Consider the following 19,808-nt stretch of genomic DNA (forward strand, 5'->3'; position numbering starts at 1 on the left):
ATCAGATCAGGAGGAATTATAGTGAAGAAGTTCATGACATCTTGTAAACTTGTACTTATTCTAGCTTTATTGATCACAATTGCTCCATGGGGAGGCAGCCGCGCCGAAGCATGGGTGGGCATGCCGATGGGCAAGCTTCACGTAAACGGCAAAAACCTGGTGAACAGCAACAACCAGCCTGTGCTTCTGAACGGTTGGCATCAACCTTCAGGCGCCTACTGGACTTATCAGGACAGCAATTATTATCTCAATCTGCACGGCAATAACCGTCATGCAGCTACACTGGCTTATCTGAAAGACATTACCGATACATTTGCGGACACCAGCGCGAAGTACGGAAGCAATCATGGTTGGAATATGAATCAGGTACGTCTGTTCATCGATCGTCAGGACATGGGAGATGTAGCGGCTGGTACATATAACTTTGCCGGTGTGCAGACCGTTACGCAAAATGTAATTATTCCTTACATTCAATATGCCAAAACAAAAGGTGTCTATGTTGTCCTGGGACTGGACTTCACATTGAAGGATGATCAGGCAACAACACCTGCCAACCTGCAAAAATTCAACGAAATCTGGGGTTATCTCGCTTCACGCCCGGAGATCAAAAGTGCTGATAACGTTCACTTCGAACTGGTCAACGAACCGGTGAAATCCTATGCTAATGGACATTGGGGCGGATACAACGGGGAAAATGACTTTGTGGATCACTGGAATGACCTGCGTAATTTCCAAAATTCCATGATTTCAACAATTCGTAGCAAAGGTGCGGACAACGTGATCTGGGCTGCAGGTCTGGGCTACAACCAATTTTACAGTTTGACGGCAAGCCATCCATTGACTGACCCACTCAATAACTATGGATATGCGGTTCACTGGTACCCTGGTTATGGCGCATATGACAACTTCTCCATCCTGCAAGACCAGTGGAATACCAACGTGAAGGCAGCCGCTGACAAATATCCGATTAACATTACCGAGGTAACCTGGTTCAAAAACAAACCTGGCGATTCGGCCTATTGGAACTTGTTTAATGGCAGCAATGAAGGTTTCGGCACGAATACCAAAACGATCTTTAACGCAGCAGGCAATGTCAGCATTGCAGCTCATATGAACGGATTCATTCTAAGTGAAGGACCACGAAGCTCCTTTGCCGACCCAACGGCTGGACTGAAATGGGATGGAGATGCTTCACGGAGTGCCATGGGACGATTCCTGTTTAACTGGTACCATGAACGTGCTCAGACTTACCCGGGCAGTGGAACAGGTGGACCAACAACAGGTCTAGTATCCGGTGCAACTTATAAAATTGTAGCCCGGCATTCCAACAAAGTTGTTGATGTCCCTGGTGGTCAAAACGAAAACAATCTTCAGCTCCAGCAGTGGAGCGATCTGGGCGGTAACCCTCAGAAGTGGGTTCTGACTTCGATCGGAAACGGCAACTATACACTGACAAGTGTGAACTCACCGGACAAAGTCATCGATATTCGCAACGGTACCCTCACCAATGGGGAAGCGGTTCAACTCATGAGCAATCTGAACACAACCGCTCAGCATTTTAAGGTCAACGATCTTGGTAACGGGTACTGGAGTATCATCAACGTGAACAGCAATAAAGCGATTGAAGTGGCAAACGCTTCCACTTCGGATGGAGCCTTGCTGCAACAGAACACCTACACAGGTGCTACAAACCAACAATGGAAATTTGTTGCCGTTAGCAATTAATAAGCACAACATTAAACAAAAACCTCCCCAAGTCATTCCATGTCTTGGGGAGGTTTTTTGCGTTTATTTTTGATACTTTGTGATGGATGTCATGCGAAGGTAAAATACAACTATATTTGTGCGCTAACCCGCAGACCAACAATTATTTTCATGCAAGCATTGTACGCTACAGTATGTAAATGTACCATAAGGAAGAAGTTGTACCTTCACCAGGAAGAAATGCCCAGTGTATCATTGAACAGCTACCTTAACACAGAGAAATGTAAGCGCTCGATAAAAAAAGGGAGGGTACATATGCAGCTCCTATGGTCCAAATTTTCACCCGTGTTCCGCCGATTCCTCATTTCGTATCTTGTCATTCTGATGATTCCTCAAATTGCGGGATATGCCTCTTACCGAGCTTCTATTGAAGCGGCCCGTTCCAGTTCCATTGAGAACAGCTTGAAGTCGCTGAGTCTCGGGAAAGAGATCATTGAGCGTAACCTTCTTCAAGTTGAAGCCTTTACCAGGCAGCTTGCCGTCAATCCCGATTTGCAAAATTTAATTGCTGGGCCAAAGCCGCATGATCTCTACAATGTCTACGGTATGAACCGTATGCAACGGAGCCTCTCCATGTACAGCAGTACCAATGATTACTTGTCCCATTTCTTCATTCACATTCCGAACTACAATGCCATCATCACACCAAGAACTGTGTATTATCGTCCAGAGCATTATTATGCTGCCAATCAGCTGGACGGTATGTCGTTTGATCAATGGCATGACCAAATTCTCAAACAACCACACTTTAATGAAATCATACCGCTTCGAAACTATAAACGTGAAATACTCGGCACTGTGCTTGCAGATGTTCCCGCCATTACGTTTCTGCAATCTCTGCCTTTGAACAGCTTCAACAAACCGCAAGCGACGATTGGTGTCATGATTGATCAGGATCAGATGGCCAGCCTTACTCAAAATATTGTGGATCAATATGGCGGCTGGACTCTCGTCACTGATGCGGAAGGACAGATCATTTTCTCCCATGGCATTGAACAAGCCGAAGCCGAGCAACTGGCACAGAGTCGCCAGAGAGAAGATAACGCTGTGGAAACGGAGCTGAACGTGCAGAATGTACAGCCTGGAAGTGATGGTCGGCTGCTGATATCGATGCAGTCCAGTCAAAATGGATGGAATTACATGGCAGGGATTCCGGAGAAAGCACTCATGACAAAAGCGGACCAAATCAAACAAGTCACACTGGTCTTTACTTTGGCAACCATTGCCTTGGGACTGTTATTCGGGCTGGTTCTGGCCTATCGGAATAGTGCACCCGTTTACAGATTGTTGGCCTCTTTTCGGGAACAAATCACCGATTCCCCAGGCAGACGGGGCAATGAATATGATTTTTTGGCAAGCCATATTAACAATCTCATTGCTAATAATGACTCACTTAAAAACGCCATGAATGAGCAGATTCCGTTATTGAGAGACGGTTTTATCAAACGTTTGTTAACGGGAGAAGTCTATACCTCACTTGAGTTGGAGGTTATCTCATCCCAGGCGCACATTTCTCTTCATAGCAGCAAGGGCTTGGCAGGCTTAGTGAAGGTAAACGGATATGCCAATCCGGACAGTGAAGAAACTATCCATGAACTGGGTGTCGCAAGGCTGCTCATCAAACAGGTACTTACAGAGTGGAATGCGCAGCTGCTAATCACGGATTGGGGAACAGACCAGATCGCTTTTGCCTGTCCATTGGATGAGAACCAACTGTATGAAGCTATAGGGAGATGTGAAAAAGAGCTGAACACCTTGATGGAAGTGATCTACCGGGAGCATCGGATATCTACAACAATTGGCACAGGTGCAGCTTACGAGGTTTGGAATGATGCAGGGCGTTCCTTTGACGAAGCCAAACAAGCTCTGGATTATGCCATTCATATGGGAACAGATCATCTGGTGAGATTTGAAGATACGATGAAGGAAAATGAAATGTTCTATTATCCGATTGAGTCTGAACAGCGCCTGCTGAACACGATCAAAGTCGGGGAGCCTGAAGAGGCGATACGCATTCTGGAGCAATTGTTTCTTCGTAATTTAGAAGAGCGGGAACTGTCCTACGAGATGACACAGCAGTTCATCATGGAGCTGAAGGGGACTTTTCTGAAGCTGGACGAACCCAAATTCAAGCTGGATGCCTCCCTGCTGGAGGAATATAAAACTCGGGTGACATCCATTCAGATGACAGAAACGATCACTTCGCTGCGGGCAAAATTCAAACGGTTAACGGAAGACATCTGCGGTGATTTCCAGAGAAGAAGAGCAGGAGCACATGCGGATACTGTAAGCGAAATGATTTGTTTTATCCAACATAATTATGGGGATGCAAACTTGACGATCTATCGGATTGCGGAGCACATGAGCAAGTCCGAGAAGTTTATATCCCAACTATTCAAAGAACATACGGGAGAGAATCTTTCCGATTATGTAGAACGGGTACGCATCGATGCTGCCTCGAACTTGTTGCACTCCACCGTTCAGACCATTGACGAGATAGCGGAGGCCACCGGGTATAATAGTGCACATTCATTCCGCCGAGCTTTCAAGCGGGTACGCGGCATTTCTCCGAGTGTATTTCGGAAAATGGACGTTCATAGCGGTTAATGTAGGCTGTTTCTCGGGAACTATATTCGCTATTTGTACTTTCTCAGCGTAACTGTACCTTTACGCATCCCCAGCGCAATCTTATGATTACTCAAAAAGTAAGCGCTACCAAGTTGAGTTGAAGTTCAGCACGATTGGGAGCCAAGAATGGGGGGATGATTCTGAGAACCACAATGACCAGTGAATCAAAGTCCGTGGAGAAACCAAGTAAAGCGTTTGCCTTGAAGCAAGCATTATCCAGAAGCTGGAGGCGACATTGGCAGCTATATCTGCTGATCCTGCCACCGATTGCTTACTTTATTATTTTTAAGTATGTACCCATGGTGAATGCGGTCCTGGCATTTAAAGATTACAACGTCATCAAGGGGATCTGGGGCAGTCCGTGGGCCGGAACCAAGTATTTCGAATTACTTTTTAAAAATCCGGCGTTTGTTATGCTGATCAAGAACACGCTCTACATTTCGTTTTACAGCCTGATCGTTGGTTTCCCAATTCCTATATTACTGGCGCTGGCGCTGAACGAAATCAAAAACATACGATTCAAAAAAACAGTACAAATGGTGACGTATGCTCCATATTTCATCTCTACCGTTGTTATGGTCTCCATTATTATGCTCTTTCTGTCTCCTCGGCTGGGGATTGTCAACACGATTGCAGGCGCCCTTGGTTTCGAAGCGGTGAATTTTCTCGGTGAACCCGGACTGTTTCGATCCATCTACGTATTCTCCGATGTGTGGCAGGGAATGGGGTACTCCGCTGTGATCTATCTGGCTGCTCTCGCAGGTGTTGATCCATCCCTGTATGAAGCCGCCAAAGTGGACGGAGCCAACCGAATACAGAAAATCATCAATGTTGATCTGCCTGGACTACTTCCCGCAGCCGTTATTATTCTGATCCTGAGTGTAGGGAATATCATGGCTGTTGGGTTCGAAAAAATATATTTGCTGCAAAATCCGCTCAACCTGTCTGCTTCGGAGATCATCTCCACGTATGTCTATAAAATAGGATTGCTGAATGCCAATTACAGCTTCGCTACTGCGGTTGGCCTGTTCAACTCGGTGATTAACCTGATTCTGCTATTAATCGTAAACGCGGTCGCCAAGCGACTGTCCAATACAAGCTTATGGTAACGGGAGCGAAAGGAGGAGAACCAACCCATGCCTAACACACAGACAAATGCAGGACGTTCGCGGATCAAGAGCAGCAGTACGATTCGTGAATCATGGGGAGACCGCGTATTTATAACGGTTGTTTACTTCATGCTGACGGTGGTGCTGATTGCCGTGCTGTATCCATTGATATATATTGTGAGTTCTTCGCTCAGCAGCCCTGTTGCCGTCTCCTCGGGAAAAGTTTGGTTGTTGCCTATTGACCTGACGTTTGACGGTTACAAGTCTGTATTGCGGAATGATCAAGTCCTTACCGGTTATGCCAATTCCCTTTTCTATACAGCCTGCGGCACCTTCATCAGCGTGGCATTGACCATTATGATTGCTTATCCATTATCCAAAAAAACGTTTGTTGGTCGCAGCTCGTTAATGATGTTTATTACCTTCACCATGCTGTTCTCGGGCGGTTTGATCCCTACCTATCTGGTGGTCAAAACCATGGGACTGATTGATACCCGCTGGGCGTTGCTGATTCCCAATGCCGTCTGGGTATGGCAAGTCATCATTGCCCGTACCTTTTTTCAGAATTCGATACCGGAAGAATTGTCCGAAGCAGCAGACATCGATGGCTGCAGTGACATCCGGTTTATCTTCAGTATTATCCTGCCACTCGCCAAACCGATTATCGCCGTGTTGTCACTTATGTACGCTGTCGGTCAGTGGAATGCATACTTTGACGCCCTCATTTACCTGAAATCACAGTCGCTCTATCCGCTACAGCTGATATTGCGGAGTATTCTTATTCTGAACAGCAGTACGGGGAACATGGATGCATCGGAAATGATCAAACAGCAGCAAATGGCTGAACTCATGAAGTACTCGTTAATTGTGATGGCCAGCTTGCCGGTGCTAATCATCTATCCTTTTGTTCAACGGTATTTCGTGCAAGGCATGTTGATTGGCTCAGTCAAAGGATAAGTTCATTTTTTTCTATTATTCATGAGGGAGAGGATTGTATTGAAAAAAGCGGGATTCATCATTCTTGCCTGTATGCTGTTTACCTCGTTGGTACTTGCCGGATGTTCAAGTTCTGATAAGGGGAATGGGGAAGGCAGCGATCCGTCAGGCAAGACAGCCATTAATGTGTTTGCTCACCAGGGTTCGGATACCAACCTGTCCACGAACAAATTCACGAAGAAAATGGAAGAGAAGTTTGATATTCAGTTCAACTGGACCACGGTTCCATTCGACGGTGCAGCGGAGAAAAGACAGATTTCACTGGCTTCCGGTGATTATCCGGACTTGTATCTGCTTATCCCTTGGGTAGATCGTTTCTCCCAGACAGACTTGTTGAAGTTTGGTCAGCAAGGGGTTATTTTGCCGCTGAATGATCTGATTGAGGAGTATGCCCCCAATATTAAAAAAGTGCTTGAAAGCAATGACTATTATCGGGCCATGAACACCGCTCCAGACGGAAATATCTACGGTCTGACGGGTCTGAATGAATGTTTTCACTGTTCATACCCGAACAAGATGTGGGTCAACACCAAATGGTTGGAACAACTCGGTTTGCCCGAACCCACGACGACAGATGAGTTTAAGGAAATGCTTCGGGCATTTAAAACGAAAGACCCTAGCGGGAACGGTAAAGCCGACGAAGTACCGCTAAGCGGTTCGACTGAAAATTTCGGCGTGCACATTATCCCATACTTGATGAACGGTTTTATCTATGACGACGATCGGAATTATCTCATTGTCAATCAGGGGAAAGTGGAGACCGTAGTGAACAAACCGGAGTGGAAAGAAGGGCTTGCCTATATTAAATCCCTGTACGATGAAGGATTAATTGATCCAGGGGCATTTACCCAAAACGTCGGGGCCTTCAAAAAAATTGGTGATAACGCCGATGCACAGCTTCTCGGTGCAGGAGCAGCGATGCATCCATCGTTATTTGTAACCACTGCCGAAGGTTCACCTTACGGGAATGATTACAATCCCATCCCTCCACTGAAGGGACCAAATGCCACTTATGCTACGTATAACTATCCGATTGATCCCGGAGCGTCCTTTGTGCTGACGAACAAGGCCAGCGAGGAAACGCAGATCGCAGCTATAAAGCTGCTGGATTATTTCTACACCCAGGAAGGGACCATGGCTTCTTATCTGGGAGAAGAGGGCACAAGCTGGCGCAAACCACAGGAAGGCGAAGTGGCGCTTAATGATCAGATTGAGCCGCTCTATAAAGCCATTCCGCTTCCTTCCGGAGAAGAACCTCGTAACGACAGCTGGGCTGCATTGAGTCAGTACAATCACCACCGGGCATATCGGGACGCAGAAGTACAGGGAACGGACATCTATGCCAATGATGGTTATGAGCGACGGCTCTATGAGGCGACATTGTTAATGGAGGGCAAGGAACCGAAAGAGGTTTTCCCTCATTGGGCATTGTGGGTTGATCCGTCCCTTGCAGATGAAGCCAGCATGATGCAGACCAATCTCAAGGATTACATCGATCAGAACGCCCTGCAGTTTATTACAGGCGCCAAAAGTCTGGATAAGGATTGGGATGAATATGTTAAAGGCCTGGAGGGACTGAACATGAATCGATATCTGGAGATTATGCAGTCTTCCTATAATACTTCTTCTGTTTCCAAATAATTAAAGTATCTGAATCATGTCCGGTTACACAATCAAACGTTTCCGGTTCGCAGTCAACATATGCGAACCGGGAACGTTTTTTATTGATATAGATTAAATCGTAATATCATTGCATCCTTCTTAAAATTCTGTGATTGAACCTGTTTTCCCGGTCAGATATCATATGAACATCATTTCATTGTCTGGAGGGGAGACGTACATGAAGAGGAAAATCTTTTATTATCGACAGCTGTTATCCTACATTCCTGTCTTTTTTATTGTAGTTACCTTTATGTTTTTCTTATACTACCAATTACTGAGCAGTCAGAGTCGTAAGGAAGCGACCATGGCGAATGAAAGCTTGCTCGTTCAGGCCATGAATCTGGTTGATTCTTCACTGAAAACGATGGAGCAAGAGCTGCTTTCCGAATTGCTGCACAATAATGAGCTTTTCTTATTTTGGAATGCCAGCCAAACGGACAACGACTACCTGCACATTCAGATAGCCGAGTTCATGAGACAGTTCAAGCAGGATCATCCGCTGGTAGATTCGATCTATGTTGTTCGGACGCATCATCCGGTTGTCATTAGTGATGCAACCATCACAACGTTGGAGGATTTTTCAGATGCTCCATTTATCCACTCGCAGTTAACAAAGGCGGGGAATCACTGGACAGAACTCAGGAAGTTTGAACCCTTTTCCATTGTAGGTTATCGCCAGGTTGTCAGTCTTGTGCTCAGAAGTCCCGCTCTCCTTAACGGGGAAGGGCTGCTAGTTGTTAACCTGTCCCCCGGCAAAATGACCGAACTTGTCAACGGAATTTATGAACAGCAGATCAGCTACACCCGAATTCTGGATGGGGAAGGGCAGGATATTCTCGACTTGGCCGGGGCGGAGCATGACGATCTGTCTGTTGTTACGCAGAAAACCTCATCATTAACCGGGTGGACGTATGTGAGCGGACCATTAAACGGTATTTTTGTAAACGCTACCAATGCGCTGTATAACGTCTGGTTTGTGATAGGCATCGTCATGATTATCTCCGGGGTTGCCTGGTTTTTTTACATTACGCGAAAAAGCTACAAGCCTATTGAACAGATCATCTCCAGGATCAACAGCGTTCCTCAGTTTAAGGACAGTCCTGTCTCGACGGATCATCAGAGGCCCAAAGACGAATTAGCATTCATTGAATCAGCACTGAATCTTTTTCTGGCACAGAATCGCAGTTACCAGCAGCAAAATCGTGAAGATGAACAATTGAAGAAAACATATCTGCTCCAGCAATTGCTGGATGGTCAATATCCTGAGAATCCAAGCCAATGGGACTCACAGCAAAACGGATTTCAATTGAATGATCTGAGCCAAAAACAGGTCATCTGTGTCGTAGAAATGGATGATTATGCTCGTTTTGTACAGTATTACTTGCCTCGGGATCAATATTTACTGAAGTTCGCCATTCTGAGCGTCATTCAGGAAACGGCTGAACAACACGGTTATACGATATGGGCGGGATGGATTTCGGGTGATATTCTGGGAGCCATGCTGCAATTGGAGGATGAACAGGGAGTTGACCCACATCTGCTTCAGATGTTCGAGGATACACGGACGTGGATTGAGCAAAACATGAATCTCAGAATCAGTGTTGGTGTGGGAAGCATCGCCAATGCGTATACGCATATTCCTGATTCTTATCGCCAAGCGCTGCAAGCGTTGAAATACAAGATGGTTTTGGGCGGCAACCAGGTCATTCTGTTTTCCCACGTAAATCAGGATAAAAAGGCAGGAGCGTTTGACTATTTCCAACTGGTTCATGCCATGGCGCAATCCCTGCGTACAGCGAAGTCTGACTGGAGACAGGAATACGATACAATTATGCAGCAAATTGAGCAGGATATTCTGGACCGGGATAATATTGTAAGTCTGGTCGGATATATGATCTATTCCATAGAGCGGGAAATAAGCAGACTTCCCAAAGAATTTCAAGAACTGTGGGCAGACGAGGCCGAACCCTCCTTGCAGGATGCGATGTCCTCTTCCGAGACGTTCCAGCAGCTTGAGGCAAATGTACGTTACCCGCTGACGAACCTGGCAGAGCAGATTCGCCATCTTCAGGAGAAACGAACGCATTCGGAACGGATTTTTGAAATTCGCAAATGTATTGAACGGGAATATGGCAATCCTCATCTGTCCCTCGATTATCTGGCGGAGCAGTTCCAACTCAGGCCCAAATCCATCAGCAAATTGTTTAAGGAGATGACGGGCAACAAATTTGTTGATTATTTAATGGATGTGCGAATCAAGCGGGCACAACAATTACTGGAGCAAACGACGTTGTCTTTGAATGAGATTGCAGAGGAAGTCGGATATGCCAATGTGATCTCATTTGGCCGGGCATTCAAAAAACATGTAAGCACTTCACCCGGTGAATACCGCAAATGGGCGGTTAAACCGAATTGAGATGAGTTTTTGCTGACCGGGGAAACCTTGGCAGAGCGTGCAGTAGGACATAGACGAATTATGTTTGTATGGAGAAAAAGATTGGTTCGCCTGCGCTGCCCCTCCTTGCCGCTAAGCAGGTCTCTTGAGGAAATAGGTTGCATGCGTGAAAGATGTATATTGTTCGAGGATGCATTGTCTGTTTAAGATGGCACCATTACATGCAAAGGAGCGTGACAATGGACAGCAAATCATCCTTCACCGTTTCACCACGGCAAGAGCCTGTGTTATCCGGAAAGTCATCGCGCGGCATTGCCCGCAAAATGGCCAGACACTGGCAGTTTTATCTGCTAGTTTTACTGCCTATGTTGTACATCCTCATTTTCAAGTACGTTCCGATGTTTGGCGTGCTGATTGCTTTTAAGGATTATAATGTCGTGCAGGGAATATGGGGGAGTCCATGGGCAGGTCTCAAGTATTTTGAACAGCTGTTTCAGGCACCATTCTTCTGGCAGTATTTTCGAAATACGTTAGTAATTTCGTTATATGGTCTGCTCGTCAACTTCCCGTTACCCATTTTGCTGGCACTGGCATTAAACGAGATCCGGAACGGTCTTTTCAAAAAAACAGTACAGATGGTCACTTACGCACCCTATTTCATTTCAACAGTAATCATCGTGTCCATCCTGATCGTCAATCTGTCGCCCAATGTCGGACTTGTCAGCAATCTGTTCAGAATCTTCGGCATGGAGCCGATTGACTTCATGGGCAGTGCCAGTATGTTCAAGACAATCTATGTATTTTCGGATGCGTGGCAATTCATGGGGTACAACGCCATCATCTACATCGCAGCCTTGTCCGGTGTAAACCCCGAGTTGTACGAGGCCGCCAGAGTGGACGGGGCAACACGACTGCAACGGATGATAAACATTGATATTCCCAGCTTGGTCCCGGTGATGTCCATTCTCTTGATCTTGAGTGTGGGCTCAACTATGAGTGTAGGCTTCGAAAAAATATATCTGATGCAGAACCCGCTGAACCAAAATGCATCCGAAGTCATCTCAACTTATGTATACAAAGTCGGATTACTGAATTCCGATTTCAGCTTTTCCGCTGCCATCGGGCTGTTTAATTCCGTTGTAAACTTTGTACTGTTAGTGCTGGTGAACCTGATATCCAAAAAGGTCTCATCCAACAGTTTATGGTAGGGAGGAAAATGATGAAGAGCGTCGCCATACGAGAATCTGCTACAGACCGATTGTTCATGAGCATCATTTATCTGTTCTTAGCGTTCATTTTGATTATCATTTTGTTTCCCTTGCTTCATATTTTAAGCGCTTCCTTTAGCTCTCCGTCAGCAGTTTCTTCCGGAAAAGTGTGGCTTTGGCCAGTCGAATTCAGCTGGATTGGATATCAGGCCGCATTCCAAAATAAAGACATCTGGATCGGATTTGGTAATTCCCTGTTCTATACCGTGGCGGGGACAGTGCTAAATGTGTCGTTTACGGTGATGATCGCATATCCATTGGCTAGAAGGTCGTTCTATGGGCGCGACATCATCATGCTTTTGCTTGTTGTGACGATGTTTTTTGACGGAGGACTGATCCCCAATTATTTGCTTGTGAAATCCCTTGGGCTGCTCGACACACGCTGGGCCATGATTCTTCCGGGGGCATTCGCTGTGTTTCAGGTCATTATCGCCCGGACATTTTTTCAATCCACCATCCCGGATGATCTGGCCGAGGCCGCACAGATTGACGGATGCAGCGATTTAGCTTTTATATGGCGGGTGGTATTGCCGTTATCGAAGCCGGTTCTTGCCGTACTGGCGCTTATGTATGCGGTTGGGCATTGGAATACGTATTTCAACGCACTGATTTATTTAAGTGATTATACAAAATTTCCATTACAAATCTTCCTTCGTAACCTGCTTATCTTGAATGCAGATAACTCGGATATGTACGTTAATATCAGCGCTCAGGCTGTTCAACAGGGATTAAAGGATTTGCTGCAATATTCACTTATTGTGATCGCGAGTGTACCCGTGCTTGTTATATATCCTTTTGTACAGAAACATTTTGTTAAAGGGGTCATGATTGGCTCTCTGAAGGGGTAGCGACTAACCAAATATGAGCTTGATTTATTACAAGGGGGAATCGTAGTTGAAAAGTTCAGGACGTCTATTATTGTATTTGACTCTGGTTATGACCATTGTGCTCTCCGCATGCAGTGGTAATAAAGACAAGGATTCTTCTGCAGAAGCGGTAACCAAGGATGGATCGGTTCGTCTGAGTGTATTGGCACCACAGGGCGAAGCCATTGAAAAGCTGCAAATCAATCGATTCTCTAAATATATCGAGGAAAAGCTCAAGATCCAGTTTGCTTGGCAAACGACACCCGGCGGTGCATATAATGATAAAAAACAGCTTGTTCTCGCGAGCGGAGACTACCCGGCAGTCATTCTGGATGCAGGAATGAGCAAGGCTGATCAGATCAAGTACGGAAAGATGGGCGCCTTTATTCCGCTCAACGATCTTATCAAACAATATGCACCAAACATTCAAAAAGCAATCGAAGAGGTTGAAGGTGTTAAGGAAGCTGCTACTGCGCCGGATGGCAACATTTACGCTATTCCCAAAATTAATGAATGCCTGCATTGCACCTACAATCAGAGAGTGTGGATCAATACCGTCTGGCTCGACCAACTAGGCATGAGTATGCCCACAACAACGGACGAGTTCTATGAAGTGCTAAAAGCGTTTAAGGAAAAAGACCCAAACGGTAATGGAAAAGCTGATGAAGTCCCATTTACAACGACTCCGGACGAGTGGGGCGGTGGTGTTGACGCTTTTCTGATGAATGCATTTATCTATAACGATGCCAGTAAATATCTAAGCGTGAAGGATGACGTGGTCATCTATTCAGCAGCACAGCCGGAGTGGAGGGAAGGTCTGGAATATCTTCGTCGTTTGTATCAGGAAGGACTTATTGACAAGGGAGCCTTTACACAAAATGCAGATGCTGTGAAGCAGCTTGCCAATAAACAAGATGCCGCAGTGGGCGTTGTAGGTTATGCCATTGTTACCGGCGGGGTCAAATATCCTCGCAACAAGAATTATGCGGTACTGCCACCTCTGAAAGGACCCCATGGCGTGCAGCTCTCCGGTTATTCTGCGGGAATCGGGCAGAGCGACTTCGTCATTACGAACAAAGCGACAGAGGAAGAAAAAATTGCCGCCATCCGACTGGCCGATTACCTGTACAGCGAAGAGGGGACCATCCTGACGACCTATGGTTTTGAAGGAGATGGCTGGAAAAAAGCAGAGAGTGGCCAGATGGATTACAATGGTCAGCCGGCCAAATATGATGTCTTGTTACCTGCTTCCAAGACGGACGGAAGTGTGCCCCTAGCCGATACATGGTGGCAGCTTGGCACAATGCAAATGCTCAATTCCATCCGTGAATCTTTTGTAGCTCCTGAAGATCCACTCGCAGAAGGCGATGGGCCAAGGGAGTATAGATTCTGGCTGGCAGCCAAAGAATACGAACCATTTGCGAATCTGGATGTGGTATATCCAAGCAATGTCAATTTCAAACCGGAAGATGCGTTGACCATTTCTCAAATCGAACGCACGCTGATGGATTACGTGGATTCCAATATGGCACAGTTTATTACAGGTAACAAGGATATAACAAAGGAATGGGACAGTTATATTGCGGGGTACAAGGGATTGCAACTTGAAAAGTATTTACAAGTATATCAAGATGCATACGATGAATGGAAGTTGTCAAAGTGACTTTGAAGTAACTCTTAATTGGGAGTATGAAAAGGAGACCTCAGGATCTTCCTTTTATACTCCTGTTGAGTTTAATGGAGCAGAAAGAAGGAACAGAAGGGCGTTAAGAATCAGAAATATAGGTTACATTGTGCGCTTGATGGGTGCTACGCTTTCAGATGAAGGCGACGGAATTCCGCAGGTGTTTTGCCCTCAGACTCCATGAATTTTTTGTTAAAGTAGCTGTTCCCCGGGTACCCGCATTGCATGGCAACTTCTTTAATCGGCATGGAAGGATGGCTTAATAACAACTGTTTGCTGCTCTGTATCCGACATTTGGTGATATATGATACGGGAGTCATTTTGGTAGCTTTTTTGAACAGACTGCAGAAATAATGAGGAGTCAATCCCAGCTTATCCGACCAGATGGCAAGCTCAAACGGAAGATGGGCTTTTTTTTGCATTTCGGGCAGCAACGCCGTAATCTTCTCGAAATTGTTAAGATTCCGGTAAGCAGATAGGGGAATGGCATGACTTATGAATTCAATAAGTACGCTGTAATTCAGTGCAGAGATTCGAGATGGACGCAAAAAATTAAATTGCTCAATCTCATCAAGCAAATGTTCAAACGAGGACTCGATTAGAGAAGCATGGTTTTGTGTCCAGACAGAGGATTGATAATGTCCGTTCTCCAGTAAAAAAGCAGAGAGTGCATTTCCGTAGAACTGAATCCAGTAAATATTCCACGGATCTTCATCGGACTGATAATAACGCATAGGGTCGTTTGGAATATGAAGAAACACATTACCTTTACTTAACTCGTATTTCTTATGATGTAACTCGACATATCCGCTGCCTTCGGCAATGTAATGCAAGCTGAAATCCTGGACACCTTCCATTCTGTTGATGTGATGCTGATCAGGTTTGGTGTAATTTCCAACCGAATGAGGAAAACAAAAAAAGTGGAATTCCGATAAATCGGGTAAATAAAATGAACGCATGGACAGCCCCTTCCTGCCTAACCTGTAACCCCATCTTCAATCGCTGAATATGGCTTCAACCATCGTTCAACATCTGTTCGTCACAGGTGCTTGCAATGAAATTACATACGTTGAGTAGTTTGGGGTTAATCATACCATGTTTAAGGGGGATCGTTACTCCATGCATGGATTGTACCTGTCCTTTAAGCCAACGTTCACAGTACAGGTACAACGGCTCGTGCACATTCCCTTAGTACATGCGATATCTTCCGCTTAGGGCCAGCATGCTGAAAAAATACAGGCAATTGTCGTAATAACGTCTTTCTCCCTGACGCAGAGGTGTGTTCCAGAACTTGCGAACGAATGTGTCAGCATCTGGACCGTCCGCAGCCAGTGAAGCCATGGCATTGGTAGCCAGCAAACCTACAGGATGTAGTGAAGGTTCGTCGAAAGGTTCTCCATCTATGGCATAACGACGATAATCGGAAACTTCGATGTCACTGAAGAAGGACTGAATCCGATTGGATTGTTCGATCTGCCAGTGATCCTTGCGGAACCATTCCCAGTCCAGCGCTATATTCGCAGCAACACGGTAAGCATCACTGTAAAAATGTCTGAAATCACCATGCGGCTGTATTGGAGCCGGAGAGCCGTCATAGTTCGCATATTCAGGTGATAGTCCGGTTACGGGATGGCAGGCTGTATGAAGGTAAGCCCGACTAGCGGCCGCCGCATCGTTCCAGAAGCTCTGATCTTCTTCATCCGCATATTTCGCGAATAGTTCATAAAAATGAGGCAGATGGTAGGACGGGTCGCTAAACGGTGTTTCTGGTATGAATTTGATCAGTTTCGTTTCCGGGTCCCACATCGGGTCACCTTCGCCATCTTCGCCCTGATGTACACATGCACGAAGGATCTTGCGGGCTTGCGCCTTGTAATCATAAGGTTCAGCGCCATCGCCCCAGCGGTTGGAGGCAAAAAAAAGCGCCATGGCAAAAAACTCCTCACCATCAGGAGCAGGTCCTTGCGAGAGTCGGGTTCCGTCAGGCTTGCAATGCCAGGCAAAATAATCTTTATAACGTCCCGCTTTATGTTGCATAAACGTGTGGGAGAAGTTCCAGAGTCGATCGAATTCTTCCTTTTTGTCCATCTGAACAGCCATCATCATGCCATAGGACATGCCCTCGGAGCGAACATCGAGATTACCGGTGTCCAGCAAATAGCCCTTGTCCTCACCCATGGGGTAATATATTCGAGTATTTTCATCTCCATCAAACAGCTCGTTCCATGTTTCTTCCAATCTGTTTGTAATCTCATTCTCATCGTAGCCTAGCTTCAGAAACAGATTTGTATATGTACCCGTATCCCACGCGCCTTGACCCGTGATATTCATGCGTATCCTCCTTCGTCAATGCGGTTTCTCAAAATTATAACATGGAAATAGTATACAAATTAAAGCGTTTACACGAATAATTATAGGTGTTCTGATCTGCATGTCATTGTACTCAACTTAAAATGATATAGTGGTTGAAATCCTATACTTTGTCAGGTTGTTGTAAAATTATGTAAGCGATACACTTTGGGAGAAGGATCACACCTGATCTAATAATAATACAAGCTGTGATCCTTTAAATGCTGTTTGAGGATGATCATAATCTACCGAAAGGATGTGATGGTGATTTATGCTCCGGGATTCAGGAGATGCAGGTGAAAACACGGAATTCACTGCACCGCGCGATCCAGTTGGAGTGACAGCGTCGGCAGTCAAGCCCGCAATTGACTTTGAATCACATGGATATCGCGACATGATCGGCCGATCTCTTCTGAACAAAGGGAATAATGTCAGATTAAAACGAGCCATTGAAAAGGCAAAAAACGGCGAACCTGTCGTTATTGCTTATATTGGAGGCTCCATTACCCAAGGTGCCGGTGCAGTACCTATTCATCTCCAAAGTTACGCTTATCGGTCGTATGAGTCGTTCAAGTTTATGTTTGCGCTTTCAAAAGATAGTCCGATTCATCTGATTAAAGCAGGTGTGGGTGGAACTCCTTCAGAACTGGGGATAGTACGTTATGATCGTGATGTGCTGAGGGGAGGTGCTGTTCAGCCGGATATTGTCATAATCGAATTCGCAGTCAATGACGCAGATGATGAAACCCAAGGTAAATGTTACGAGAGTCTGGTGCTCAAAGCACTTGCTGCCGATAACAAGCCAGCAGTGATCTTGCTATTCAGTGTATTCGAAAATGACTGGAATCTACAGGATCGTCTCGCTCCGGTAGGCTGGCATTATGATCTGCCAATGGTAAGTGTGAAAGATGCTGTCGTAGATCAGTTCAACAAGACAAAAGGTGAAGGCAACGTTATTTCCAAAAAGCAATTTTTCCATGATATATATCATCCGACTAACACAGGGCATCGAATTATGGCCGATTGTTTGGAATATTTGTTCGACGTGACGAATCGTTCTGAGTGGGATGAGAAAGATCATGATATTGAAAAAGCTCCGCTAATTGGAAATGAATTTGTTAATGTGAAGCTGTTGGATCGGAAAAACGGCAATCAGATTGCCCGAATCGATGCAGGCTCCTTTTGTAAAACGGACACGGATCTGCAGATGGCTGAGATGGATGCTCATGACTATGGTACACCTCAGTTCCCCAACAACTGGATGTGTACAGGAGAGGGAAAAGAGGCGCAAAGCAGCTTTCGGATAAGTTTGCAGTGCAAACGCCTCATTCTGATCTTCAAGGATTCTGGTAACGATGAATTCGGAATCGCACATATCAAGGTAAATGGGGTATACGTCCAAAAAGTCGATCCGCGTAAGGTCAACTGGACCCATTGCCATGCCACACTTCTGCTTAACGAAGAGCATGTTGGGGAGCACTCTATCGAGATCGAAATGGCGGAAGGTCATGAACATAAATGCTTCACCATTTTGGGTTTTGGCTATGTGGATTAACTGAAGACTGATAGTCATTCATATGTTCGGAGGAAAAGAGAATGGAATTGATCTCATCAGCAGTAACGGGATATGACCAATATCGGGAGAATATACCACGCGGAGTCATGGAGACGGTAGAGTACCCTTCCAGGGCGGTTGGCAATTCCCGTAAAGCGATGGTGTACACCCCACCAGAATTTTCTTCGACAACGATGTATCCTGTACTTTATCTATTGCATGGTATTGGTGGAGACGAAACCGAATGGCATACTCATGGTTCTCCGCAAATTATTCTCGATAACCTGTACAACGATAACTTGCTTGAGCCGATGGTTATTGTTTTCCCCAACGGTCGCGCAATGTCGAATGACCGAGCCGAAGGAGACCTGTTTGAACCTGAAAAAATCAAAGCATTTAAACGGTTTGAATCCGATCTGCTCAACGATTTGATACCATACATGGAGTCGAACTACCCTTTGCATAAAAGCCGGGATAAAAGGGCTATTGCTGGTTTATCCATGGGTGGAGGTCAATCCTTAAATATCGGATTAAGTAATCTAGACCATTTCGCATGGATCGGCGCTTTCTCCGCAGCCCCAAACACCAGAAGTCCGGAGTTACTTGTCCCCGATCTTTCGAAAGCGCCTTCATTGCTCTCGCTGTTATGGATCTCTTGCGGTATACAGGACAATCTTATAGAGATTAGTCTTGGGGTTCACCGATATTTGGCTCAACACGGAGTACCCCATATCTGGCATGAGGAAAGTGGAGGACATGATTGGCCCGTGTGGAAGAACGATCTTTATCTGTTTTCGCAACGTCTTTTCAAGTGAATTTGCTGAAAAACATCCATATCGGATTGTAGCATCAACCAAATCTATTAAAATATCAGGAGGTATCATCCATGTTCAAATTTGGCAAAAAATTAATGACCGTTGTTCTCGCAGCTTCCATGAGTTTTGGTGTCTTTGCAGCAACATCCAGCGCTGCAACAGATTATTGGCAAAATTGGACAGATGGTGGAGGAACGGTCAACGCTGTTAACGGATCAGGAGGGAACTATAGTGTAAACTGGCAGAATGTAGGTAACTTTGTTGTCGGGAAAGGGTGGACATATGGCACGCCTAATCGAGTGGTCAATTACAATGCCGGCGTATTCTCTCCTTCAGGTAACGGCTACCTCACCTTCTATGGTTGGACCAGAAACGCTCTAATTGAATATTACGTGGTGGATAGCTGGGGAACGTATCGTCCGACCGGAACGTATAAGGGCTCGATGACTAGTGATGGCGGCACATATGACATCTATACAACGATGAGATACAATGCACCTTCCATTGATGGTACTCAGACTTTCCCTCAGTATTGGAGTGTTAGACAGTCCAAGAAACCAATCGGAGTCAATTCTACCATTACGTTTAGCAATCATGTGAACGCATGGGCGAGCAAAGGGATGAACCTTGGTAGTAGTTGGTCTTATCAGGTGATGGCAACAGAGGGTTATCAAAGCAGCGGAAGCGCAAACGTGACAGTTTGGTAAAAATGATGTG

14 protein-coding genes are annotated in these 19,808 nt (G+C 45.6%); 12 read left to right on the plus strand and 2 right to left on the minus strand.

Translation table 11 applies throughout. From position 1 onward, the window contains the following. Positions 1–21 precede the first annotated feature (21 nt). From QVE09_RS01815 to QVE09_RS01855, 9 genes are all read left to right on the plus strand, one after another. Positions 22–1,725: an RICIN domain-containing protein gene (locus QVE09_RS01815; RefSeq protein WP_315935407.1), complete on the plus strand. Its 1,704-nt coding sequence runs from the start codon at positions 22–24 to the stop codon at positions 1,723–1,725. 294 nt (positions 1,726–2,019) lie between these two features. Further along, positions 2,020–4,371, plus strand: coding sequence for a helix-turn-helix domain-containing protein (locus QVE09_RS01820; RefSeq protein ID WP_315935408.1), 2,352 nt, complete (start codon positions 2,020–2,022; stop codon positions 4,369–4,371). Positions 4,372–4,646: 275 nt separating this feature from the next. After that, a complete protein-coding gene (locus QVE09_RS01825; protein WP_036671100.1) occupies positions 4,647–5,501 on the plus strand; it encodes an ABC transporter permease in 855 nt (284 codons plus the stop codon). Between the two features lie 27 nt (positions 5,502–5,528). Then, a complete protein-coding gene (locus QVE09_RS01830; protein WP_315935409.1) occupies positions 5,529–6,458 on the plus strand; it encodes a carbohydrate ABC transporter permease in 930 nt (309 codons plus the stop codon). A gap of 21 nt (positions 6,459–6,479) precedes the next feature. Then, the gene (locus QVE09_RS01835; RefSeq protein ID WP_397386988.1) at positions 6,480–8,138 is read left to right on the plus strand and encodes an ABC transporter substrate-binding protein; all 1,659 of its coding nucleotides are present in this window, start codon (positions 6,480–6,482) and stop codon (positions 8,136–8,138) included. Between the two features lie 199 nt (positions 8,139–8,337). Next, positions 8,338–10,575 carry a helix-turn-helix domain-containing protein gene (locus tag QVE09_RS01840; RefSeq protein ID WP_315935411.1) on the plus strand — a complete coding sequence of 746 codons (2,238 nt, stop codon included), beginning with the start codon at positions 8,338–8,340 and terminating at the stop codon, positions 10,573–10,575. A 218-nt stretch (positions 10,576–10,793) separates the two neighbouring features. Then, positions 10,794–11,762 (plus strand): ABC transporter permease, encoded by a 969-nt coding sequence (locus tag QVE09_RS01845; protein ID WP_397386989.1) that lies wholly within the window; start codon positions 10,794–10,796, stop codon positions 11,760–11,762. An 11-nt stretch (positions 11,763–11,773) separates the two neighbouring features. Further along, positions 11,774–12,670 carry a carbohydrate ABC transporter permease gene (locus tag QVE09_RS01850; protein WP_397386990.1) on the plus strand — a complete coding sequence of 299 codons (897 nt, stop codon included), beginning with the start codon at positions 11,774–11,776 and terminating at the stop codon, positions 12,668–12,670. Between the two features lie 88 nt (positions 12,671–12,758). After that, the gene (locus QVE09_RS01855) at positions 12,759–14,351 is read left to right on the plus strand and encodes an ABC transporter substrate-binding protein (RefSeq protein WP_397387006.1); all 1,593 of its coding nucleotides are present in this window, start codon (positions 12,759–12,761) and stop codon (positions 14,349–14,351) included. Between the two features lie 146 nt (positions 14,352–14,497). Here QVE09_RS01855 and QVE09_RS01860 read toward each other — a convergent pair whose 3' ends face one another. Further along, positions 14,498–15,331 (minus strand): AraC family transcriptional regulator, encoded by an 834-nt coding sequence (locus QVE09_RS01860; RefSeq protein WP_315935414.1) that lies wholly within the window; start codon positions 15,329–15,331, stop codon positions 14,498–14,500. 229 nt (positions 15,332–15,560) lie between these two features. Beyond that, positions 15,561–16,703, minus strand: coding sequence for a family 8 glycosyl hydrolase (locus QVE09_RS01865; RefSeq protein ID WP_315935415.1), 1,143 nt, complete (start codon positions 16,701–16,703; stop codon positions 15,561–15,563). A 289-nt stretch (positions 16,704–16,992) separates the two neighbouring features. On the opposite strand from QVE09_RS01865, the gene QVE09_RS01870 reads away from it, so the two are divergent. The 3 genes from QVE09_RS01870 to QVE09_RS01880 all read left to right on the plus strand — a co-directional run bounded on the left by QVE09_RS01870 (position 16,993) and on the right by QVE09_RS01880 (position 19,798). Continuing rightward, the gene (locus QVE09_RS01870) at positions 16,993–18,276 is read left to right on the plus strand and encodes an SGNH/GDSL hydrolase family protein (protein ID WP_315935416.1); all 1,284 of its coding nucleotides are present in this window, start codon (positions 16,993–16,995) and stop codon (positions 18,274–18,276) included. A 41-nt stretch (positions 18,277–18,317) separates the two neighbouring features. Continuing rightward, positions 18,318–19,091, plus strand: a complete 774-nt coding sequence (locus QVE09_RS01875) for an alpha/beta hydrolase (protein ID WP_315935417.1) — start codon at positions 18,318–18,320, stop codon at positions 19,089–19,091. Positions 19,092–19,162: 71 nt separating this feature from the next. Continuing rightward, positions 19,163–19,798 carry a glycoside hydrolase family 11 protein gene (locus tag QVE09_RS01880; RefSeq protein WP_315935418.1) on the plus strand — a complete coding sequence of 212 codons (636 nt, stop codon included), beginning with the start codon at positions 19,163–19,165 and terminating at the stop codon, positions 19,796–19,798. Positions 19,799–19,808: the final 10 nt, after the last annotated feature.

Source organism: Paenibacillus sp. ClWae2A (genome assembly GCF_032452295.1).
Classification (GTDB): domain Bacteria; phylum Bacillota; class Bacilli; order Paenibacillales; family Paenibacillaceae; genus Paenibacillus.